Source organism: Mycobacterium sp. 2YAF39 (assembly GCF_052114565.1).
GTDB lineage: Bacteria > Actinomycetota > Actinomycetes > Mycobacteriales > Mycobacteriaceae > Mycobacterium.
In genome coordinates this window covers 345551-365966 of the sequence record NZ_JBFREZ010000003.1, presented here as the reverse complement: position 1 = coordinate 365966, position 20416 = coordinate 345551, and the positions used below count along the sequence as shown (strand labels likewise).

At 65.0% G+C, this 20416-nt stretch carries 22 protein-coding genes and 1 pseudogene; 12 read left to right on the top strand and 11 right to left on the bottom strand.

Annotated features, from left to right (window positions below; translation table 11 throughout):
* Positions 1 to 160: 160 nt before the first annotated feature.
* Genes AB4Z42_RS11140 through AB4Z42_RS11125 form a run of 4 tightly spaced genes read left to right on the top strand, consistent with a single transcriptional unit; the run spans position 161 to position 3477 of the window.
* The gene (locus AB4Z42_RS11140) at positions 161 to 1426 is read left to right on the top strand and encodes an aromatic ring-hydroxylating oxygenase subunit alpha (protein WP_442009215.1); all 1266 of its coding nucleotides are present in this window, start codon (positions 161 to 163) and stop codon (positions 1424 to 1426) included.
* A gap of 1 nt (position 1427) precedes the next feature.
* Entirely contained in the window at positions 1428 to 1769 is a 342-nt protein-coding gene (locus tag AB4Z42_RS11135; RefSeq protein ID WP_442009214.1) for a hypothetical protein, read from the top strand.
* Entirely contained in the window at positions 1766 to 3004 is a 1239-nt protein-coding gene (locus tag AB4Z42_RS11130) for an amidohydrolase family protein (protein WP_442009213.1), read from the top strand. The genes AB4Z42_RS11135 and AB4Z42_RS11130 overlap by 4 nt, the downstream gene beginning before the upstream one ends.
* A 17-nt stretch (positions 3005 to 3021) precedes the next feature.
* Complete coding sequence (locus AB4Z42_RS11125) at positions 3022 to 3477, top strand: MarR family winged helix-turn-helix transcriptional regulator (protein ID WP_442009212.1); 456 nt, start codon at positions 3022 to 3024, stop codon at positions 3475 to 3477.
* A gap of 10 nt (positions 3478 to 3487) precedes the next feature.
* On the opposite strand, the gene AB4Z42_RS11120 is transcribed toward AB4Z42_RS11125, so the two are convergent.
* Positions 3488 to 5338 (bottom strand): sulfatase-like hydrolase/transferase, encoded by a 1851-nt coding sequence (locus AB4Z42_RS11120; protein ID WP_442009211.1) that lies wholly within the window; start codon positions 5336 to 5338, stop codon positions 3488 to 3490.
* A 205-nt stretch (positions 5339 to 5543) separates the two neighbouring features.
* Between AB4Z42_RS11120 and AB4Z42_RS11115 the strand changes: the two are divergent.
* The 8 genes and pseudogenes from AB4Z42_RS11115 to AB4Z42_RS11080 form a co-directional block, all read left to right on the top strand.
* A pseudogene (locus tag AB4Z42_RS11115) lies at positions 5544 to 5819 on the top strand (2Fe-2S iron-sulfur cluster-binding protein); the annotation flags it as partial.
* A gap of 30 nt (positions 5820 to 5849) precedes the next feature.
* Positions 5850 to 6593 (top strand): SDR family NAD(P)-dependent oxidoreductase, encoded by a 744-nt coding sequence (locus AB4Z42_RS11110; RefSeq protein ID WP_442009210.1) that lies wholly within the window; start codon positions 5850 to 5852, stop codon positions 6591 to 6593.
* A gap of 48 nt (positions 6594 to 6641) precedes the next feature.
* Positions 6642 to 7901: an aromatic ring-hydroxylating oxygenase subunit alpha gene (locus AB4Z42_RS11105; protein ID WP_442009209.1), complete on the top strand. Its 1260-nt coding sequence runs from the start codon at positions 6642 to 6644 to the stop codon at positions 7899 to 7901.
* Positions 7902 to 7903: 2 nt separating this feature from the next.
* A complete protein-coding gene (locus AB4Z42_RS11100; RefSeq protein ID WP_442009208.1) occupies positions 7904 to 8239 on the top strand; it encodes a hypothetical protein in 336 nt (111 codons plus the stop codon).
* A 16-nt stretch (positions 8240 to 8255) separates the two neighbouring features.
* The gene (locus AB4Z42_RS11095) at positions 8256 to 9101 is read left to right on the top strand and encodes a TauD/TfdA dioxygenase family protein (protein WP_442009207.1); all 846 of its coding nucleotides are present in this window, start codon (positions 8256 to 8258) and stop codon (positions 9099 to 9101) included.
* Positions 9102 to 9226: 125 nt separating this feature from the next.
* On the top strand, positions 9227 to 10597 hold the full coding sequence (locus AB4Z42_RS11090) for a cytochrome P450 (protein WP_442009206.1): 1371 nt from the start codon (positions 9227 to 9229) through the stop codon (positions 10595 to 10597).
* Positions 10594 to 10788 carry a ferredoxin gene (locus tag AB4Z42_RS11085; RefSeq protein WP_442009205.1) on the top strand — a complete coding sequence of 65 codons (195 nt, stop codon included), beginning with the start codon at positions 10594 to 10596 and terminating at the stop codon, positions 10786 to 10788. The genes AB4Z42_RS11090 and AB4Z42_RS11085 overlap by 4 nt, the downstream gene beginning before the upstream one ends.
* A gap of 13 nt (positions 10789 to 10801) precedes the next feature.
* Positions 10802 to 11089, top strand: coding sequence for a DUF1330 domain-containing protein (locus AB4Z42_RS11080; RefSeq protein WP_442009204.1), 288 nt, complete (start codon positions 10802 to 10804; stop codon positions 11087 to 11089).
* Between the two features lie 17 nt (positions 11090 to 11106).
* On the opposite strand, the gene AB4Z42_RS11075 is transcribed toward AB4Z42_RS11080, so the two are convergent.
* From AB4Z42_RS11075 to AB4Z42_RS11030, 10 genes are all read right to left on the bottom strand, one after another.
* A complete protein-coding gene (locus AB4Z42_RS11075) occupies positions 11107 to 11874 on the bottom strand; it encodes an alpha/beta fold hydrolase (RefSeq protein ID WP_442009203.1) in 768 nt (255 codons plus the stop codon).
* 5 nt (positions 11875 to 11879) lie between these two features.
* Entirely contained in the window at positions 11880 to 13085 is a 1206-nt protein-coding gene (locus AB4Z42_RS11070; RefSeq protein ID WP_442009202.1) for a cytochrome P450, read from the bottom strand.
* Complete coding sequence (locus AB4Z42_RS11065; RefSeq protein ID WP_442009201.1) at positions 13082 to 13282, bottom strand: ferredoxin; 201 nt, start codon at positions 13280 to 13282, stop codon at positions 13082 to 13084. The genes AB4Z42_RS11070 and AB4Z42_RS11065 overlap by 4 nt, the downstream gene beginning before the upstream one ends.
* Complete coding sequence (locus AB4Z42_RS11060) at positions 13279 to 14481, bottom strand: cytochrome P450 (protein ID WP_442009200.1); 1203 nt, start codon at positions 14479 to 14481, stop codon at positions 13279 to 13281. The genes AB4Z42_RS11065 and AB4Z42_RS11060 overlap by 4 nt, the downstream gene beginning before the upstream one ends.
* 113 nt (positions 14482 to 14594) lie before the next feature.
* Complete coding sequence (locus AB4Z42_RS11055; protein ID WP_442009199.1) at positions 14595 to 15386, bottom strand: NAD(P)-dependent oxidoreductase; 792 nt, start codon at positions 15384 to 15386, stop codon at positions 14595 to 14597.
* Positions 15383 to 16201: an NAD(P)-dependent oxidoreductase gene (locus tag AB4Z42_RS11050; protein ID WP_442009198.1), complete on the bottom strand. Its 819-nt coding sequence runs from the start codon at positions 16199 to 16201 to the stop codon at positions 15383 to 15385. The genes AB4Z42_RS11055 and AB4Z42_RS11050 overlap by 4 nt, the downstream gene beginning before the upstream one ends.
* Positions 16201 to 17046 (bottom strand): alpha/beta hydrolase, encoded by an 846-nt coding sequence (locus AB4Z42_RS11045; RefSeq protein ID WP_442009565.1) that lies wholly within the window; start codon positions 17044 to 17046, stop codon positions 16201 to 16203. Before AB4Z42_RS11045 ends, AB4Z42_RS11050 begins: the two co-directional genes overlap by 1 nt.
* A gap of 101 nt (positions 17047 to 17147) precedes the next feature.
* The gene (locus AB4Z42_RS11040; protein ID WP_442009197.1) at positions 17148 to 18791 is read right to left on the bottom strand and encodes a thiolase C-terminal domain-containing protein; all 1644 of its coding nucleotides are present in this window, start codon (positions 18789 to 18791) and stop codon (positions 17148 to 17150) included.
* Positions 18788 to 19099: a ferredoxin gene (locus tag AB4Z42_RS11035; RefSeq protein WP_442009196.1), complete on the bottom strand. Its 312-nt coding sequence runs from the start codon at positions 19097 to 19099 to the stop codon at positions 18788 to 18790. The genes AB4Z42_RS11040 and AB4Z42_RS11035 overlap by 4 nt, the downstream gene beginning before the upstream one ends.
* On the bottom strand, positions 19096 to 20397 hold the full coding sequence (locus tag AB4Z42_RS11030) for an NADH-ubiquinone oxidoreductase-F iron-sulfur binding region domain-containing protein (protein WP_442009195.1): 1302 nt from the start codon (positions 20395 to 20397) through the stop codon (positions 19096 to 19098). Before AB4Z42_RS11030 ends, AB4Z42_RS11035 begins: the two co-directional genes overlap by 4 nt.
* Positions 20398 to 20416: the final 19 nt, after the last annotated feature.

Below are 20416 nucleotides of genomic sequence, written 5' to 3'. Positions count from 1 at the left end.
CGTGCCCCTGCCGTCTCTATATCAACTACTTGCGATTGCAGGAGCGAGCATATACCGTCAGCGCTGCAGGGCACATAAGAATTGCTCGTCGCGTGCGCGGCATTTTTGCGCTCCGCGCGTGCGTGGCGCACCGCGATGCCAAGCGACAGGAACAGGGGCGATGGCGCGTTTCCCGAAACCACCCGAAGGCAGTTGGACCGAGCACTATCCGCAGTTGGGCACCGGTCCGGTGTCCTACGAGGACTCGGTGGACCCCGAGTTCTACGAAGTCGAGCGCAAGGCGGTCTTCCGTCGCGCATGGCTGAACGTCGCTCGTGTCGAACAGATTCCGCGCAAGGGCAGCTACTTCACGAAGGAACTCAAGGTCGTCAACACCTCGATCATCGTGGTGCGCACCACCAACGGAGAGGTCAAGGCGTACCACAACATCTGCCGCCACCGCGGCAACAAACTGGTGTGGAACGACATGCCGCTCGAAGAGACGAGCGGGGTGTGCCGCCAGTTCACCTGCAAGTACCACGCGTGGCGCTACGACCTGGACGGCAACCTCACGTTCGTGCAACAGGAGGGGGAGTTTTTCGACCTCGACAAGAGTCGCTACGGTCTGGTCGGCGTGCACTGCGAGGTGTGGGAGGGCTTCATCTTCGTCAACTTCGCGCCCGAACCCGAGCAGTCGCTCCGTGACTTCCTCGGGCCGATGATCACGAATCTCGAGGGCTATCCGTTCGACCGGATGACGTCGCGGTTCCATTACCGTTCCGAGGTCAAGGCCAACTGGAAGCTCTACATGGACGCGTTCCAGGAGTTCTATCACGCACCCGTCCTCCATGCGAACCAGTCGCCGACCGCGTATTCCAAGGCGGCAGCGGAAGCCGGCTTCGAGGCGCCGCACTACCGCATCGAGGGCCCGCATCGGTTGGTCAGCACCTCCGGCATCCGGGCCTGGGAGATGGCCGACGAGATGCGCAAGCCGATCGAGGACATCTGTCAGAGCGGACTGTTCGGGCCTTGGGACCAGCCGGATCTCGGCGAGATGCCTGCGGGTCTGAACCCCGCGAAATGCGATCCGTGGGGGCTGGATTCGTTCCAGTTGTTCCCGAACTTCGTGATCCTGTTCTGGGGACAGGGTTGGTACCTGACCTATCACTACTGGCCGACGTCGCACAACACGCACCTCTTCGAGGGCACGGTGTACTTCCCGCAACCCAGAACGCCGCGTGAGCGCATCGCGCAGGAGCTGGCCGCGGTGTCCTTCAAGGAGTACGGGTTGCAGGACGCCAACACGCTGGAAGCCACACAGACGATGGTCGAATCGCGCGTTCTCGACAACTTCCTGCTCTGTGACCAGGAAGTGCTCATCCGACATCTCCACACCGAGACCGCGGCGTGGGTGGCGGAATACCGAAGCAAGAATGCGGTGGTGTGACGTGACAACCGCTGAGTTACCCAAACTGCCAACGGAATTCGCCGAGCTCGAGCAGTACTCCGACTGGTGTCTGGGTACGGAGGCCGAACGGTATGCCAAGAGGCTGGACACCCCGATGCAGGAGATCCAGGCCTTCTACGATGCGATCACCGCGCGTGCGGAAGAGGCCATCGCCTACTGCGACAAGTTCGCAATCGACGATCTGCCCGAGGACGTACTCAACCTGATGCATCTCCTCTATTCGATGATCCAGGCGTCGTTCCCGGTCGAGTGCTGGAAGCAACCCAAGGTGCCCGACTCGGGCGCGACGACGCTTGACTGCGTGTCAGAACCCGTCCCGTGACCGTCGTCCTGCGCGCTGCGCGCTGGGCTGACGTCGAGTCCGGCGAGGTGCGCTCACCGGCCGTGATAGTCGTGGACGGCGACCGGATCTCGGCGGTCAATCCTGTTGAGGTGCCGCAGAATCCGGCCGACGACATCGATCTGGGCGACGTCACCCTGCTGCCCGGCCTGATGGATATGGAGCTCAACCTGCTGATCGGCGGTCCCGGTGGCCCCGAAGGGTTGCCGAGCCCGATGCACGGCGTGCAGGACGATCCCGCCTACCGCACGTTGCGTGGTGCCGTGAATGCGCGCACCACGCTGGAGGCCGGCTTCACGACCGTCCGAAATCTCGGTCTCATGGTGAAGACCGGTGGCTATCTGCTCGACGTCGCTTTGCAACGCGCGATCGAACAGGGTTGGCACGTCGGCCCGCGCGTCTATCCGGCAGGGCATGCCGTGACGCCGTACGGCGGGCACCTCGACCCGACGGTGTTCCAGCGACTGGCCCCGGGCATCATGCCGCTGTCGGTCGCCGAGGGCATCGCCAACGGCGTCGACGAGGTGCGGGCGTGTGTGCGCTACCAGGTCCGCCACGGAGCCAAGCTGATCAAGGTGTCGGCCTCGGGCGGGGTGATGTCGCACAGCACCGCGCCCGGTGCCCAGCAGTACTCCGACGAGGAGTTCGCCGCGATCGCCGACGAAGCGCACCGGGCCGGCGTGCGGGTGGCCGCACATGCGGTGGGGGACAGCGCCATCCGCGCCTGCATCCGCGCGGGTATCGACTGCATCGAGCACGGCTTCCTTGCCACGGACGACACGATCAAGTTGATGGCCGATACCGGCACGTTCCTCGTGTCAACCACCTATCTCACCGAGGCGATGGCGGTGGACCGTATCGCTCCGGAGCTTCGCAAGAAGGCCGAAGTCGTCTTCCCGCAGGCACAAGCCATGTTGCCCAAGGCGATTGCGGCCGGTGTGCGCATCGCCTGCGGGACCGACGCTCCGGCGATCCCGCACGGCCAGAACGCCAAGGAATTGTGCGCGCTCGTCGACCGTGGCATGACGCCGATGCAGGCGATCCGCGCCGCGACGGTCACCAGTGCCGAGCTGATCGACGCCGATAATGAATTGGGCCGTCTGGCACCGGGCTACCTTGCCGACATCGTCGCGGTGCCGGGTGACCCGTCACGCGACATCGCCGCCACACTCGACGTGGGGTTCGTGATGAAAAACGGCACGGTCTACAAGCGCTAGCGGCGATGGAGGCGAGCGTGGAACAAACCGACAACATTCTCTGGCTGCTCAAGCAGGCGTGGTATTTCGCGCTGACGACGGTCAACGATGAAGTGAGCGATCACGGCGTCAGCACCGCCCAGATCGGCATGCTCCGCCAACTTGCCACCGAGCCCGGTCTGTCCGGCGCCGACTTGGCGCGACGCCTGCTGATCAGCCCGCAGGGCGTGCAACTGGCGCTCAAGGAACTCGAGCGGCGCGGACTGGTGGAGCGGAAACAGGATCCACAGCACGGCCGGATTCTGCAGGCGTTCCTGACCGACCAGGGCCGCAAAGTTGCCGAAGCCGTTGTCAGCGATGCGATTGCCGCGCACAACAAGGTCTTTGGCGTCCTCAGTGCCGCCGAGCAGGACACGCTGCGTGACCTGTTGGGCCGCGTGATCGAAAAAGGCACGGGCCACGCGCTGTACACCGACCACATCGGCCCCGAGTAGCAAGCCACCATCACCTGGGCTTGGGTCGAATCTCCTTCGGGAGAAAGCTGCCGTCGTTGCGGCCGACCTCGTTGACCATGAGTTCGTTCAGCAAGGTGTTCATGCGCAGTATCAGGGCTTTGTTCTTGTCGGGTTCCAGGGCCAGATTGGCCGACTCCAGAGGGTCGGTCTTCAGGTCGAAGAGTTGGATGTCGTTGTCGCGCAGAATCTGTTCGAGCGTTTCCGGCGTATTGAAGTTGTCCGGGGCGTAGTAACGCGCGAACTTGTACTGACCGTCGAACGCAAAACTCATGAATCCGCGGTTGCCGAGCTTCGATTGGAGCTCGGTCAGCGGCGGCGCGGGTTTGTTCTGGAGCAGTTCCTTCATCCCCGCCACGCAATAGTCCGCAGCGATGGTGAGCGGGCCGACGTAGTTGAACAGGGCGCCGGGGCGCACCGCGTGCGGTTCCGCCGTCTCTGCCGTCGCCAGCACCCCGGAAAAGTCGTGACCTGGCAGACCTTTCACGGCCTCTCGCCGCTGGTCCTCCGGCAGCCCCGCAATCCCGGGCAGCGATGGCATCAGGTCCAGGTGGCTGGTGACGACTTCCGTTTGTTGGCCCCTGCCGTAGTCGGGGTGTACGACGATCAGCGGCACATGGGAGTTGCCCTCATAGGCCATCGGACCCTTGCCCCGGATACCGCCGTGGTCGCCCGCCATCTCGCCGTGATCCGCGGTGAAGATCACGACCGTGTCGTCCCAGAGTCCGAGCTCGTCGAGGCCGTCCTCGAGTTGCTGCAGGCTGAGATCCGTATCGCGAATCATGTTGAGGTAGTAGTCGTTGAAGACTTCCCACATGTCAGGGCGGTCTGTGGGGATGGTGCCGAGGACTCCGTCCCATCCGGTGCGGTACTCCGCAAGCGCCGCAGGCATTCCCGGGGCCGATAGCGATTCCTGCAGTGTCGGCGAGGGATCGGTGTTCCAGCGCTGGCTGTACAACGAGTTGTCGGGCGGTGTGACGATCGCTCCGCTCGAGACTGCCTTCTGTACTTGCGGCGTCCCTTGGACGTTGGCGTCGGCGTACATGATGTCGTGCGGGTTCAGGTAACTCATGATCATGAAGAACGGGGTCCCGGACTCGCGCAGCTTCGGGACGTGGCCGCGCAGCCAGCGGACGCCTTCGCTCGCCGTGTAGACATCGGTGTCGTAGCCCTGATTGGGAGCGCCGGGTTTGTCGCCGTCCGGTTGGTAGATGTCGAATCCATACGGCTGAAGCGCCTCGCTGTAGTTGACCGTCGGCTTGGGCGGGATGAGATCGGCTTCCATTTCCCACTTGCCGAAGAATGCGGTTTGGTAGCCGAGCTTCTTCATCATCGAGCCCATGTTCGGCTGGTCTTGGCGCAGGTTCGGCACCCAGCCGGTCTCCATCTGGTCGAACACCCCGTTGACCTGGGGTGGATGCCCGCTGAAGAACGCCGCACGCGATGGCGTGCACATGGCCGAGGCGATGTAGTGGTTGCGGAAGCTGATCCCTTGCTGGGCCAGGCGATCCAGTGCCGGCGTGCTGTAACCCGCGGCGGCCGGCAACTCGAACCGCGTCTGGTCGCGGATGACCAAGATGATGTTCAGCGGCTGGTTCGGATTCCGGGGCGTGCCGGGTGCCTGGGGCACGGTGCGGTTGCGCGGGCCCGGACCGGTGGACTGCTGTTGCTGCTGGGCGGCATCGGGGCCCTTGGTTCCCATGACGGTGGCCGCGACGGCGCCGGCGGCCGCACCGAGCCCCAGTAGTCCGGCGCCGCCGAGCACGTGCCGTCGGCTGACCCGGCCTGCTGCCTGCTCTGGAGGGTCCGGTGGTGTCGGCGGGTCGTCGGATTGTTCGCTCATGTCGCAATCACGGTGAAGTCCGTCATGACGTCCCCCGGCCTCGGCATACCCGATCGGTAACGCTGAATCGTAGCGCCGAAAGACGAACGCTGCGCTCGTTACGTGCAGCGTGAGCAGGGTACTTGATATTAATGACAAGTACTTGATAATGTTGCTGTCGATGAGCGAGGACACCGAGGCGAACGCGACCATCGTGGACACCGAGCGCACCGAAGAGGTCGTCATCGACCTGTACGGCAAGAAGACGACCACCGGCTATCGGTCCGGTAACACCCTGCTGCAGACCGCGCGCATGGCAGGCCTGAGTGCGCCGGCATCCTGCGAGACCGGTTCCTGCGGAACGTGTATGGCGCGCATCGTCACGGGCAGTGCCCGAATGCTCAACAACGATGCCCTCGATGACGACGAAGTGGCCGAAGGGTGGGTGCTGACGTGTCAGTCTCTACCCACCAGCCAAACGGTCCACGTGGTCTACGAGTAGCGGAAGAAGGTCTGTGATGGGTGGCATCGGATGACGCGGGTGGCGGTGGTGACCGGCGGCGCCTCCGGTATGGGCGAAGCAACGTGTCACGAGCTCGGCAGGCGGGGCCACAAAGTGGCAGTTCTCGACCTGAACGGCGAAGCGGCGCAACGGGTCGCCGAGGAGTTACGGGCGCTGGGGGTGACGGCGTTCGCGGCGGCCGCCGACGTCAGCGATCGTTCTGCCGTCGAAGAGGCTTTCGCGAAGGTACGGACCGAGTTGGGACCGGTGCACATCCTGGTCACCAGCGCGGGCGCAGTCGACTTCTCGCCGTTCACCGACATCAGCGTGGCGTCCTGGCAGCGACTGATCGACGTGAATCTCACCGGCACCTTCCACTGCTGTCAGGTCGCGGTGCCGGACATGCTGGAGGCCGGCTGGGGCCGCATCGTGATGATCTCGTCTTCCAGCGCTCAGCGCGGATCGCCGGGGATGGCGCACTACGCCTCGTCGAAGGGCGCCCTGCTGTCCCTGACGCGATCGCTTGCGCGGGAGTACGGCCTGTCCGGGATCACGGTGAACAACATCCCGCCGTCCGCCATCGAGACGCCGATGCAGCACGCCGGACAGGCGGCCGGACACCTGCCTTCGAATGAGCAGATGTCCGCGAGCGTCCCGGTCGGACATCTGGGCACCGGTGACGACATCGCCGCGGCGGTCGGCTTCCTGTGCTCCGAGGAGGCCGGGTTCATCACCGGCCAGACGCTCGGTGTCAACGGTGGGTCGGTGATGTGACGGTGACGCGCACGCGTACGAGGGTTGAACCGCGACAGGGGGTTTCGCATGACTAAGTGGCCCAAACCGGCAGAGGGCACCTGGACGGAGCACTACCCGGACCTCGGTACCGGGCCGGTGTCGTTCCGCGACTCGATCTCACCGGAATTCTACGAACTCGAACGCGAGGCGGTCTTCAAACGTGCGTGGCTCAACGTCGCCCGCGTCGAGGAATTGCCACGAGTCGGCAGTTATCTGACCAAGGAGATCGACGCCGCCAAGACGTCGGTCATCGTCGTCAAAGGTAAGGATCAACAGATCCGTGCCTTCTACAACATCTGCCGTCACCGCGGAAACAAGCTGGTGTGGAACGACTTTCCCAACGAGGAGGTCAAGGGCGCCTGCCGCCAGTTCACCTGCAAGTACCACGGATGGCGTTATGACCTCAAGGGTGATCTGACGTTCGTGCAGCAGGAGGGCGAGTTCTTCGGGCTCGACAGCACGCAGTACGGGTTGAAGCCGGTGCAGTGCGACATCTGGAACGGTTTCATCTTCATCAATTTCGACCCCGAACCACGGTGGAGCCTGCGGGAATTCCTCGGGCCCATGATCACCGCGCTCGACGACTATCCGTTTCACCTGATGACCGAGCGGTATGACTTCGCCGCGCGGAACAACAGCAACTGGAAGATTTTCGCCGACGCGTTCCAGGAGTACTACCACGTGCCGTCGCTGCACAGCCAGCAGGTGCCGTCGGAGGTGCGTCAGCCGAACGCGACATTCGAATGCGGGCACTTCCAGATCGACGGACCGCATCGCCTGGTGTCCACGGCGGGCACCCGACGCTGGCTGCTTGCGCCGGAGTTCATGTATCCGGTCGAAAGGGTCACGCGCAGTGGACTTGTCGGTCCGTGGCGAACGCCAGAGACACATCAGTCGGCAGGCCTGAATCCGGGCGGCATCGAACCGTGGGGCATCACGAACTTCCAGATCTTTCCGAACTTGGAGATCCTCATCTATCACGGCTGGTATCTGCTGTACCGGTACTGGCCGACGTCGCACAACACCCATAAGTTCGAGGCCTACAACGCGTTTCACCCCGCGAGCACCGTCCGCGAACGCATCGAGCACGAAGTTGCCTCCGTGGTGCTCAAGGAGTTCGCCTTACAAGATGCCGGCATGCTCGGCGGCACCCAGGCCGCGCTGGAATACGACGTCATCGACGACTACCCGCTGTCCGATCAGGAGATCCTCGTCCGGCACCTGCACAAGGTGGCCGTCGACTGGGTCGAGGAGTACAAGACCGAGCGCAGTCCGGTGGGGGTGTGACGATGTCTGATATTCGACTGCCGGTCGCCTTCGCCGAGTTCGAGCCGTACGCCGAAAAATGGTGCCTGGCAACCGAACCCGAGCGGTGGGCCACCCGGTTGAGCACGCCCATGTCGCAGATCCGCGAGTTCTATGACGCATTCACCCCCCGCTTCGAAGAGGCGATCGACTACTGCGACAAGTTCCCGCTCGACGATGTCCCCGACGATGCGCTGAACCTGCTTCACCTCGTTTATTCGATGATCATGGTGTCGATGGCCGTGGAGGTCTTCGGCACCCAGAAACCCGCCGACTCCGCCGACGCGGTCATGCACCGCGTCAGCGCGCCGGTGCCGTGACGACAGGACGACAGTTATGAGTGTGCTGACCATCAACAAGCTGACCGCGTCAGTGGGCGCCGAGGTCACCGGCGTCGACTCCGACCGGTTGGCGAGCGACGACCTGCTGGGGCAGGCGGTGCTGGACGCGCTCGAGGACAACGGAGTCCTGGTGTTCCCCGGTCTGGGCTTGACACCCGAAGCGCAGGTGGCGTTCTGCAGGCGACTCGGCGATATCGACCACTCATCGGACGGCCACCATCCGGTCGCGGGGATCTACCCGGTGACGCTGGACAAGTCGAAGAATGCGTCGGCGGGCTACCTGCGGGCCACCTTCGACTGGCACATCGACGGCTGCACGCCGACCAACGACGAGTGCCCGCAGAAGGCGACGGTCCTGTCGGCCAAGCAGGTCGCCGAACAAGGCGGGGAGACCGAGTTCGCGAACTCCTACGCCGCCTACGAGGCGTTCCGCGACGAGGAGAAGACACGCCTCGAGTCGCTGCGGGTCGTCCACTCGCTCGAGGCGTCTCAGCGGCGGGTCAACCCCGACCCCTCGCCGGAACTGGTGGCGCGATGGCGAACCCGCCCGACCCATGAACACCCGTTGGTGTGGACGCATCGCAGTGGGCGCAAATCCCTGGTGCTCGGCGCATCGGCTGACTACGTCGTGGGAATGGAGCTCGACGAGGGACGCGCGCTGCTGACCGACCTGCTCGACCGGGCGACCGCGCCCCGCCTGGTCTACAGCCATCGCTGGTCCGTCGGCGACACCGTCATATGGGACAACAACGGGGTGTTGCACCGGGCCGCGCCGTATGACCCCGATTCACCTCGGGAAATGCTGCGAACGACTGTGCTGGGCGACGAGCCGATCCAGTAATCGTGCTAAAACGCTGTGCGGGTGCACAGCGTCCTCGTTGACGCCGACCGAGCACTATGGAAATGTAATAGCCACATATGAGAATCACGTTCTCGTGCCCAAGGATCAGCGAAACGGAGTAACGCATGGCGGAGGACCTGACCTCGGTCGACTTTTTCCGGGATCGTCGTCTGACGGATGACCCGTTCCCGTTCTACGAGGCACTCCGCAATAAGTGCCCGGTCAGCCGTGAGGACCACTACGGCGTCACGATGGTGACCGGCTGGCAGGAAGCAGTCGACGTCTACAACGACGCCGAGACCTTCTCGTCGTGCATCTCGGTGACGGGGCCGTTCCCGGGATTCCCAGTTCCGCTCGAGGGGGACGACGTCACCGACCTCATCGTGAAGCACCGCGACGAGATTCCGTTCAGTGACCAGCTGCCGACGCTCGACCCGCCCACGCACACGAATCACCGCGCCCTTTTGATGAGCCTGATCACACCCAAGCGCCTCAAGGAAAACGAGGACGCGATGTGGGCGCTCGCCGACGATATCCTCGACGATTTCCTGGCACCGGGTGAGGGCGAGTTCATCACGGGCTTCGCGGGCCCGTTCACGCTGCGCGTCATCGCCGACCTGCTGGGCGTACCCGAAGAGGATCGCGCGGATCTCCTGGAGCGCCTCGCGCGCGGCACCCACGGCAGCTCGGTGGGCCATGCCGACAAGACGATGAACAAGACCCCGCTGGAACACCTCTACGAGGTCTTCGCGACCTATGTCGAGGACCGGCGGGCGCAGCCACGCGATGACGTGTTGACCGGTCTGGCGACAGCGGAGTTCCCGGACGGGACGATGCCGGAGGTCGGCGACGTCGTGCGCGTCGCCACCAACGTCTTCTCTGCCGGGCAGGAAACGACGGTGCGGCTGCTCAGTACCGCGTTGAAGGTGATCGGGGACCAGCCCGACATTCAGCGCAGGCTGCGCGAAGATCGCAGTCTCCTCGGGAATTTCATCGAGGAGTGCCTGCGCATAGAGAGTCCCGTCAAGGGCGATTTCCGGCTCTCGCGGGTGCCGACGACCGTCGGCGAGCAGCCGGTCGGGGCCGGCTGCACGCTGATGGTGATCAACGGTGCCGCCAACCGCGACCCGCGCCGCTTCGAGGATCCGGACACGTTCGATCCCGACCGCAAGAACGCCCGTCAGCACTTGGCCTTCGGCCGCGGCATCCACAGCTGCCCCGGCGCTCCGTTGGCTCGCGCGGAGACCAGGGTCGGACTGGAGCGGCTGCTCGACCGAACCACCGACATCCGCATCAGCGAGGCGCATCACGGTCCGGCGGGCAACCGCAATTACCAGTACATTCCGACGTACATCCTGCGGGGGCTGACACAGCTACACCTGGAATTCGATCTCGTCGGCGATGAGCGCTTGCGCGAAGTGGGGGCACTCCCCACGCAAGCGGGGGGCCCACCCGCCCGAAGGGCTGGGGGACGGACAGCCGAGGACAAACCATGAGGGTCACCGTCGACGAGGACCGCTGCGCCGGCCACGGCATGTGCCTGACGCTGTGCCCCGAGGTCTTCGAGATGACTGACGACGGCTGGGCTGTCGCGGACCCATCCGAGGTGCCCGCGGACCTCGAAAGCGCGGCCAAGGACGCCATAGCCAACTGTCCGGAACAAGCCATCCTCGAAATCGACGGTTAACCAAGGAGAACGAATGCCCAAGGCCTACATCCTCATCACCGAAGACATCAAAGATCCGGCGGGAATGGGGGAGTACGCGAAACTGGCCAGCCAGACGATGGGGGGCGTGACGCTGCTGTCGTTCGACACCAAGGCCGAGGTGATCGAGGGCTCCTGGCATGGCACCCAGACCGTGCTCATGGAGTTCGACTCCGAAGAGGCGGCCAAGGAGTGGTACTACTCCGACGCCTACCAGGAGGCCCTCAAGCTGCGTCAGGCCTCCGCCGACTGCAACGGCGTCATCCTGCACGGCCTCGGCTAGGCTCTGGCGATCGAGGGCTAGTGGGGGACGAGTGGGCCCGTCGGCGTCGTCGTGGTGGCGTGAACGAGTAACTCCGCCAACTCTTTCGGCCTGCTCAGGAACGGCGAGTGCGACGCGTCGATGGTCAACTGTTGCACTCCGAGTCGGCGTGTGACGGTGTCTGCCAGCCACTGTGGCATCGACTGATCCTGCAGGCAGCGGATGAAGCTGCGGGGGAGTCCGGCCGCCCAGAATTGCGGCACCGATACCGGTGTCACGGTGGTGTCGCCGAAGCGTTCGGGGCCGAGGCGCTCGAACGCCCAGCGGGCGGTGGCTTCGTCGCAGTCGTGGTAGAAGTATTTCCACGCGCCGTCGAAGTCGGCGAACCACATTGCGCCGTCGTCGTCGAACTTCAAGTAGCCCAACATCTCTCCGACGTCGGCCTCGAAGTCATCGGACAGCTCGTCGCCTCCGTCGCGCATCGCCATCGCCTCGGGATAGGTACGGCCCTCGCGTGGCAACGCCGCGGCCAGGTAGATGATGTGGCTGACCCGTTCCGGCGCGGCGTCGGCGGCAAGGGTGGCGTCGAATCCGCCGCCTGAGTGCCCGACGAGCACGTCGCCCGAGGTCAGTTCCGAGACGATCGCGTCGCGACGGTTGGCCAGCGTCGATTCCTCATCCACGCGGGCACCGTGCCCGGGCAGGTCGACGGCGACGCCGATGTGTCCGAGCTTGTCCAGCTCTGCGATGGTCCGTTCCCAACACCATGCGGCGTGAAATCCGCCGTGCACGAGGACGAATCGCATAAATGCTAGTCCAGCACCCGGACCGGAACCGAAGACCAGCCGGCGACGTTCTGTGCCGCCACTCGCTTGCACTCGTCGAAGAGCACCTCGTAGCGCGGCATGTGATCGAGCAAGCGCTCGAGCGCGATGGCGCTCTCCATACGGGCCAGGGCAGCGCCCAGGCAGCTGTGCACCCCGTACCCGAAACCGAGGTTCTGCGCCTGCGCGCGATCGCGGTCGATGTCGAAGGTGTCGGCGTCGGTGAACGCTTCGGGATCGCGGTTCGCCGAACCGGCAAGCAGGAACACGGGTTTACCCACGGGGATGGTCACGCCGTGCAACTCGATCTCCTTCATCGAGCGGCGCACGTTGTACTGATTCGGCGCCTCGTAACGCAGCAGCTCCTCGACAGCGGCCGGAATCTTGCTGCGGTCGTCGAGCAACTTCTGCCACTGTTCGGGAAAGCGAGCGAAGGTCACAGCGGCGTTGCCGACCAGCTTGGTGACGGTTTCTGCGCCCGCACCACCCAACAGAGTCGCGAAACCGGCGATCTCGAAATCGTCGAGAGACTGTTTCTCACCGTCTTCTCGCTGGATCTCGGCGGCGATCAGTCTGCTGAACATGTCCTCACGCGGCTCGGCTCTACGCTGCTGAATGATGTTGTAGTAGAGGCCCATTGATTCCGCGACGGCTTGCAAGCCCTCCTCGGACATGTCGATCTGGCCCGGCTCACGACGCAGCGAGGTGTCCACCCACTCGCCGACCTGTTGCCGGTACTCCTCTGGCACACCGAGCATCGTGGTGATGACTTGCACCGGGAACAGCGCGGAGAAGTCCTGTACGACATCGAAGCGATCGGTTTGGTTCCCTGACAGATAGCGGTCGATGGTGTCGGTCACCATCGGCCGCAACGCTTCGATCGCCCGCGGGGTGAACACCTTGTTGACCAGGCTGCGCATCTGCCGGTGTTCAGGCGGATCCATGATGATGATCATCTTCGCCATCATCGGTTCATCGGACCGCACCGTCGCCAGGTCGAGACCGTATGCCGACGAATAGGATTCGAAATCCTTGTAGGCCGCGGATACGTCCTCATGCCGGGACAGCGCGTAGAAGTCGTGCTCGGCGTTGTAGTAGACCGGCGCTTCCTCGCGCAGGCGCCGGTAGATGTCCCACGGGCCGTTGAAGAACTCTTCAGAGAACGGGTCGAACACGACTTCAGATGTGGTCATTCGTCTTTGATGAAGATCGCTTGTCGCGGGCACTGACGCACCGATTCCTTGACCTGCTGCTCGTTCTCGGGCGTCACTTCGTCCTGCAGAACATGCAGATAGTCCTCGTCATCCAGGTCGAACACCTCGGGGATGATGCCCATGCACACCCCGTTGCTCTCACAGAGGCCGAAGTCGACCTCGATCTTTTGGGTCACCTCAACACCTTCACAGGCACGTGGTGGTAGCCGGCGACGTTCTGCATGTTGACGCGCTCCAGGCGGTCGAAGTCGACCTCGTAGCGCGGCATGAAATCGAGCAGGCGATCCAGTGCGACTGCACTCTCCATGCGCGCCAGCGCGGCGCCGAGACAGCTGTGGATGCCGTAGCCGAGGCCGAGATTCTGCGCCTGCGTGCGATCGCGCGTGATGTCGAACGTCTCGCCGTTGTCGAACGCTCGCGGATCGCGGTTGGCCGATGCGCCCATCAGGAAGACCGGCTTGTTGGCCGGCACCATGCCGCTGGGCACTTCGACGTCCTTGACGCTGTAGCGGACGTTGTACTGAACCGGGCCCACGTACCGCAGCAACTCCTCGACCGCGGCGGGAATCCTGCTGCGGTCCTCGAGCAGCAGCTGCCACTGGTCGGGGTGCCGGGCGAACTCGACGACCGCGCTGCCCACGAGCTTGGTGACGGTCTCCGCGCCCGCGCCGCCGAGGAGTGTCGTGAATCCGGTGATCTCGATGTCATCCAGCTGGCGCAGGTTCCCTTCGTCGTCGGGGATCTCCGCGGCGATCAACCGGCTGATCATGTCGTCCTGCGGGTTCTCGCGACGCTCCTGAACCAGGCCGTAGTAGTAGATGCCGGAGTCGATGTTGGCCTGCATGTTGTCGTCGTCGAGATCGATCTGCCCCGGCTTGCGGTGCAGGCCTTTGTCGATCCAGTGCCGGACCTGCTGGCGGAACTCCTCGGGCACTCCCGCCATCCGAGTGATGACCTCGACGGGGAAGGGCCCGGAGAAATCCTGGACGACGTCGAAATTGTCGGGATCGGCTTTGTCGAGATAGTGGTCGATGAGTTCTTCCACGGTTTCGCGCTGCGACTGGATTGCACGAGGCGTGAACGCCTTGTTGAGCAGGCTGCGCATGTGACGGTGGTCGGGCGGATCCATGAAGATGATCGATTTCTGGGGGACTTCGCCGGAGCGCACCATGCCCAGATCGCAGCCGCGGGCTGACGAGAACGCGTCGTGGTCCTTGAACGCTGCGGCAACGTCGGCGTGCCGGGTGAGCGCGTAGAAGTCCTCTCGCTCGTCGTAGTAGATCGGTGCTTCGTCGCGCATCCGCTTGTAGATCTCGTACGGATTGTCGAAGTACTCCTGCGCTACCGGGTTGAACACCAGTTTGGGCTTGGTCATTGTCTCCTCTTTCGCGGCGGGGCTAGCGACCGCTTCCGTTACGCGAGGCTGCGTTTGTGTAACGTATAGTATGCCTCACGGGGCGCTCCTGAGACAGTGGAATCGCATCTGTTTCATGGCTGAATTCCGGCATTGATCACGTCGTCGAGAATCCCGAGGGTGTCGCCCAGCTCAGCAGCAATCTTGCGCACGGCTTCGACGTCCTTGCCGATGAATTCACGGGTCCGGTCGACGAACGTGTCCACCGAGCCGCCGGCTGCGACAAAGCCCGCAACCGTGCTCGCCCCGCTGCCGTGCGTGATCGCATCCAGCAACTGCGCCTCAGCCACGCCGAGGCGGCCGCCCAGCGCGACGGCTTCCCGAAGAAGTCCGATCTGGGCGGCGAAAAGCGCGTTGTTGGTCAGCTTCACGGCCTGGCCGGACCCGAGAGGTCCGACATGCAGGATCGGGTCGCCGTAGGAGGCGAGCACCGGCCGGACACGTGCGACCGCGTCATCGGGGCCGCCGACGAACAATGTGAGCGCACCTGCGGCAATGTTGTGCGGACCGCCGCTGACCGGTGCGTCGAGGATGTCGATGCTCGGAGAATGGGTGGCGATCGCCTGCGCGGTGAGCGGGCTTCCTGTCGTGTGGATGACGACCGCGCAACCGGGGGACATCGCGGAAAGCACACCGGGGGAGCACACCTGCGCCACCTGTTCGTCGGTGAACACGCACACGATGAGGACGTCGGCTTCCCTGGCGAGGTCGTGAAGTCCGGCGACCGCCTGTGCGCCGAGCGCGGTTACGGCTCGGCGTTTCTCCTCCGTCCGGCCCAGCGCGCGGACCTCGTGGCCGGATCCGACGAGCCGCAGGATCATCGGGCCGCCCATGCGGCCCGCCCCGACGAATCCGACGCGTGTCACCGTGGGTGTTCCATCGACTCCAACGCCGAGTCCGCCGCGGTGAACACGGAGCCCTCCGGCGCCGACGCGCTGGCGGCGATGGTCGCGGCATGCCGAACATCTTTCTGCAGCAGCGCACCCGCGATCGGCGCGAGCGCCTCGACGGTGCCGCCGAACAGGGCGATGCTGCTGAGCGCCTTGCTGGTGGCCGACCCGCCGTTGAGCACCTCGGCAAGACGCACCCTGGGGATGCCAAGGGACTCACCCAAATCGAGGGTGCTCAGGGCGCTGCCGAGATTGGCAGTGAAGAGCAGATTGTTCAGGATCTTGGTGACCTGTCCGCTGCCGAGCGGACCGAGATGAACGATCGGGTCGGCATACGTCGCGAACACCGGGCGGCACCTCTCGGCGACGTCCTCATCGCCGCCGACCATGACCAGCAGCTTGCCTTCCTCGACGGCGGGCGCTCCACCGCTGACCGGAGCGTCGATCACCGAAACGCCCTGCGCAGCAGCCTTGTCGGCGATCTCCCTGCAAGTGTCGGGATGCACGGTGCTGTGAATGGCGACGACGCCGCCAGAAGCCAGACCGGCCAGCACGCCCGTCTCGCCGTAGAGCACCTCGCGCACGTCGTCGTCGCCGACCACGCACAGGCAGACCAGATCGCTGGCGGCGGCCAATTCGGCGGGCGAACCCGCAGACTTCACCGCGGTGTCGGCATACGGTTCGAGGCTGGCCGCCCTGCGCGCCCACAGCGTCGTCTCGAATCCGCCTTCGGCGATCCGGCGTGCCATGGGTCCACCCTGACTGCCCAACCCGATGAATCCGACGCGCATCAACCCGCCTCCTTTGCTTCCGATGTATTCCTCTTCGCGGCAACGCATTCCCCGACGAACGACAACACCGCGCCGTGGTACGCCGCGGCGGACAGCGAAAGGGACATATTGTGTCCGGTACCCGGCTGGTCATTGGTCACGAATCGCGGCGACGAAGTGAACATCGCAGCGATCTGCGCCATGACGTCCGCATCGGATCGCCACACCCGTTCGTGTTCGGCGACGCTGAACTGCACCGGCACCCGCACATTCGGTGCAAGCGCGGGGAAATCCTGCCGCGGCCAGCTCCTCGTCATGCCGACCTCGTACTGGGCGCCGGTCGATGAGTTGGTCATGCCGGACAAGACGTCGGGCGGATACAGCTCCGCCGGCTGCCAGAGCACTTCGCGCAGCCCGGTGGGACGATTCGTCGCCGACGCCGACTTCATGATCTCCGCCATCGCGGCGTCGTACTGGATGCCGGTGCCCGCCAACTCGAGTCCGATGACGTTCGTGCGCTCAGCTCGATCGTCGGTGGCCATTCGCACCACGAGCTCGCAGCCGGCCGAATGGCCGACCAGGAACAGGCCGGCGCCGCGCGGGTTCACCCCGAGGATTTTATCGATCGCACCGTAGGCCAGCGCGATTCGCTGTTCCGGGCGCTCCATGGCGTCCGGATAGGGCGCAGAACTCCCGTACCCGGGTCGATCCAGCGCCACCATCGTGTAGCCGTTGTCAGCCCCCAGCCGCAGCAACGAAAGCGATGGATGGCCGGGACAATCGAAATACGCTGCGGTACTTGATCCTCCGTGGAATGCGACGACGACGGCCTTCGGTTCCGCGACCGATGCGATGAGGCCTGACATCGGCACGCCGTCGACGAAGACGACGCGTGCTCTCGGAGCCGCCCCGGCGGCGACATTGGGCTGCGGAGCCGCCCCGGCGGCGACATCGGGCTGCGGTTCGCTCACCCGTCGGTCCGCATCAGGATCGCACCGCTCGGGGTGAGGCCGCCGCTGCTGACCACCGCGACGCGCGCATCGGTGACCTGGCGTTCGCCTGCGTCGCCGCGCAACTGGGTGACCGCTTCGTGGATCAGCCCCATACCGTGGGTGCGGCCGTGGGAGAGCTGGCCGCCGTGGGTGTTCAGCGGGATCACGCCGTCGCGCGCGATCGCCTTTCCGCCGTCCAGGAAGTCCTTCGACTCGCCGATGCCGCAGAACCCGAGCGCCTCCAGCCACGACAGGCAGTTGAACGAAAAACCGTCGTAGAGCTCGGCGACGTCGACATCCTTGGGCCGCAGCGATGTTCGCGTCCACAGGTGCGCGGCCTGGCCAAGCACCTGTGGTTCGTGGGTCATCGTGGTCTGGTCCCAGTCGGTGCGTTCGACGATCTGGGTGCCGACGGCCTCGAATAGCACCGGCTTGCGCGGCATGTCCTTGGCGGCGTCGACCGCCGACACGATCACCGCGACGGCGCCGTCACACGGGACGTCACAGTCGTAGAGGCCGAACGGCGTCGTGATCGGCCGTGCGTTCAGATAGTCGTCCATGGTCATCGGATCGCGGTAGATCGCGGTCGGATTCAGTGCAGCGTTGGCGCGCTGGTTCAACGCGATCCAGCCGAGCGTCTCCCGTGTGGTTCCGTAGCGCTGAAAGTGCCTCTGCGCGTTGAGCGCCAGCACGTGGGCCGCCGAGGTGGCGCCGAACGGCATCTGCCAGCTGGAGGTGCGCGCTCCGCCGGGTGGGCTGGCCTTGCCCTCCTTCATCAGCTGCTGGAACGTCGCCTCCCACAAGGTGCGGAAGCACAGCACGTGACGGGCCATGCCGGTGGCGATGGCCATCATCGCGGCGATGACGGATCCGCCGGGACCGAAGGTGTCCATACCGCCGTTGATCCATGTCGGGCGTATGCCGAGGGCCCCCTCGAGTGCGGTGACGCCGCCTTCACCCATGCCGGCGATGTCGAGCCCCGGGTAGGTCGACAGCCCGTCGATATCGTCCAAAGTCAAACCGGCGTCGGCGATCGCGGCTTCACACGCATCGATGGTGAGCGACAGCGGCGGCACCATCAGGCGGCGGCCCAGGCGCGATGCGCCGATGCCGGTGATCGCGGAGTGTTCCTCGAACTTCGCGGTGGTCAGCGGTGCACTGACGAAGCGGCCGAAGTCGGTGGGCGCGATCTCGTCGGCGGGAAGAGGACCCTTCTCCTTGTCCGGTGTCGGGCGGAACACCGGCAACCAGACATCCTCGATCTTCTGGAAGGTGACCTCGACCGTCTGTCCCAGCTCCAGCTCGTCGGGCTCACACTCGACGATGTTGGTGGTCAGGCGAACCCGCACGTCCTCGACGACCGCGACCTGTGCCACCACGTACGGCGGCGGAAGGTCGGGGAAGCCGAACCGATGGTTGACGGTGAACGCCGACAGCGTTGCCTTGCCGGAGACGTCACGCACACCCATGTCGCGGCTGCGGCAGTACCTGCACACCGGCTGCGGTGGGTGGATCAGCGCCTCACAGTTGCGGCATTCCTGGATGCGCAGGACACCGTCGCCCCCCGCGGTCCAGAAGAACTCGTTCTGAGCGCTGAGTTCGGGAAGCGGTCTCGTCACCGGACGAATTCCGAGATCGCTTCGTTGTCATCGGTTTTCGGTTGAGGTTCAGGCGCCTCATTCGCGTCCTGGCGCGCAGCCCCGTCATTGGACGGCCGGTGATCGCCCATATAGATGATGGCGTGCACGGGGCAGTCGAACAGCGCCCGCATCACCGCGTCGCGGTCCTTCTCCGGTACGGTTCCGTCTCCGATCAGCGACGCATAACCCCAGTCGTCGAGCGAGAAGTACTCCGGTGCGTGCTTGGCGCAGATGCCGAAGCCGTCGCAGAGAGTCCGATCGAGACGAATCCTCAAGCCATCACTCATTTTCGGCTTACCGCCTCCACTTCGTAGGGCCGCACCGCGTTGTATGCGCCGGCTCGGCAGGACGGGCAATCGTTGGCGAGGTGGCTGGTGATCAACTGGGGGTACTGCCGCAGCAGGCTCGCGGCGACGTTCGTGGCGCCGTCGAGGGTGCCGCACGCGCCGCGGCCGCGCAACACCACCGACCAGCGTTCCAGACGCGTGACATCCTCCTGGGTCGCCGCCCCGTCGCGCAGCGCGGAGGTAACGGCGGCCATGGCCGCCGTGCCGTTGAAACACGAACCGCACTGGCCGGCGTTCTCGCGGTCGAAGTAGGACATCACGGCCGCCGCGACGGCGACCGGGCAGTCGTCGGTGAGGATCGAGATCGCACCGCACCCGAGTCCGCTGCCGAGTCGACGGATCGTCTCATGGTCCAGCGTCGCGTCGAGGATGTCGGTGTTGACGAGGCCGGCGAAGTAGCCGCCCATCAAAACGCCCCGTACCGAGTCGGCCGCGACCCCGTGCACGGTCAGCAGATCGGAAAATGCAGCGCCGTGGGGAATCTCGTAGAGCGCTGCGGGCCTGCCCGCGCCGGTGATGGTCGCCAGGAATGTTCCCGGCGACATCGGTGTGCCGACCGCGCGGAAACTCTGCGAGCCGTGCTGGTGGATGTAGGGCAGATTGGCCAGCGTCTCGACGTTGCTGACCGTCGTCGGCAGACCCGAAACGCCTTCCTCGAACGGCCGGGGCGGTTTGTCCGTCGGCTTCGCGGGTCCGCCGTTGATGCGTCGCACGGCCGCGGTTTCCTCACCCGCCACGTAAGTAGGTTCGACGGCCAGCACGACGACGTCCGTCGCACCGAACGCCTGCGAATCCAGTTGGGACAGCGCGGTGTTGACCGCAACGGCCGACTGCTCGTCGGAGACGTACACATACGCTCGGCTCGCGTTGACGATCGCGGCCGCAAGGCGCAGACCATCCAGCACCAGGTGCGGCCTGTTACGCAGCAGCCAGCGGTCCTTGACCGAAGCGGGTTCGCCCTCCTCGCCGTTCGCGACGATGACCGTCTGCACGCCGCGGCGTCCGGCGTCGCGCACGGTACGCAGCTTGGTCCCCAGCGGGAAGGCCGCGCCACCCCGTCCGAGAAGCCCCGAAAGGTCGACCTGTTCGAGCAGCGCGTCGGGATCGCCCAGTGGGCGGTAGCCGCCGCCCTGCACATAGTCGGCCATCTCCTCGGATCCCGTGTGCCCGGGGCGCAGCAGTCGCGGTGCGCAGTCGGGCCATGCGGCCACGGTGAGATCGGTTGCGGTGGTGGTCATGGGGCCTCCACCTCGTGTG

Coding starts and splice junctions, on each gene's coding strand:
- AB4Z42_RS11140 (WP_442009215.1), top strand. CDS start 161: ATGGCGCGTTTCCCGAAACCACCCGAAGGCAGTTGGACCGAGCACTAT.
- AB4Z42_RS11120 (WP_442009211.1), bottom strand. CDS start 5,338: ATGAGCGAACAATCCGACGACCCGCCGACACCACCGGACCCTCCAGAG.
- AB4Z42_RS11110 (WP_442009210.1), top strand. CDS start 5,850: ATGACGCGGGTGGCGGTGGTGACCGGCGGCGCCTCCGGTATGGGCGAA.
- AB4Z42_RS11105 (WP_442009209.1), top strand. CDS start 6,642: ATGACTAAGTGGCCCAAACCGGCAGAGGGCACCTGGACGGAGCACTAC.
- AB4Z42_RS11100 (WP_442009208.1), top strand. CDS start 7,904: ATGTCTGATATTCGACTGCCGGTCGCCTTCGCCGAGTTCGAGCCGTAC.
- AB4Z42_RS11095 (WP_442009207.1), top strand. CDS start 8,256: ATGAGTGTGCTGACCATCAACAAGCTGACCGCGTCAGTGGGCGCCGAG.
- AB4Z42_RS11090 (WP_442009206.1), top strand. CDS start 9,227: ATGGCGGAGGACCTGACCTCGGTCGACTTTTTCCGGGATCGTCGTCTG.
- AB4Z42_RS11085 (WP_442009205.1), top strand. CDS start 10,594: ATGAGGGTCACCGTCGACGAGGACCGCTGCGCCGGCCACGGCATGTGC.
- AB4Z42_RS11080 (WP_442009204.1), top strand. CDS start 10,802: ATGCCCAAGGCCTACATCCTCATCACCGAAGACATCAAAGATCCGGCG.
- AB4Z42_RS11075 (WP_442009203.1), bottom strand. CDS start 11,874: ATGCGATTCGTCCTCGTGCACGGCGGATTTCACGCCGCATGGTGTTGG.
- AB4Z42_RS11070 (WP_442009202.1), bottom strand. CDS start 13,085: ATGACCACATCTGAAGTCGTGTTCGACCCGTTCTCTGAAGAGTTCTTC.
- AB4Z42_RS11060 (WP_442009200.1), bottom strand. CDS start 14,481: ATGACCAAGCCCAAACTGGTGTTCAACCCGGTAGCGCAGGAGTACTTC.
- AB4Z42_RS11050 (WP_442009198.1), bottom strand. CDS start 16,201: ATGCGCGTCGGATTCATCGGGTTGGGCAGTCAGGGTGGACCCATGGCA.
- AB4Z42_RS11045 (WP_442009565.1), bottom strand. CDS start 17,046: ATGTCAGGCCTCATCGCATCGGTCGCGGAACCGAAGGCCGTCGTCGTC.
- AB4Z42_RS11035 (WP_442009196.1), bottom strand. CDS start 19,099: ATGAGTGATGGCTTGAGGATTCGTCTCGATCGGACTCTCTGCGACGGC.
- AB4Z42_RS11030 (WP_442009195.1), bottom strand. CDS start 20,397: ATGACCACCACCGCAACCGATCTCACCGTGGCCGCATGGCCCGACTGC.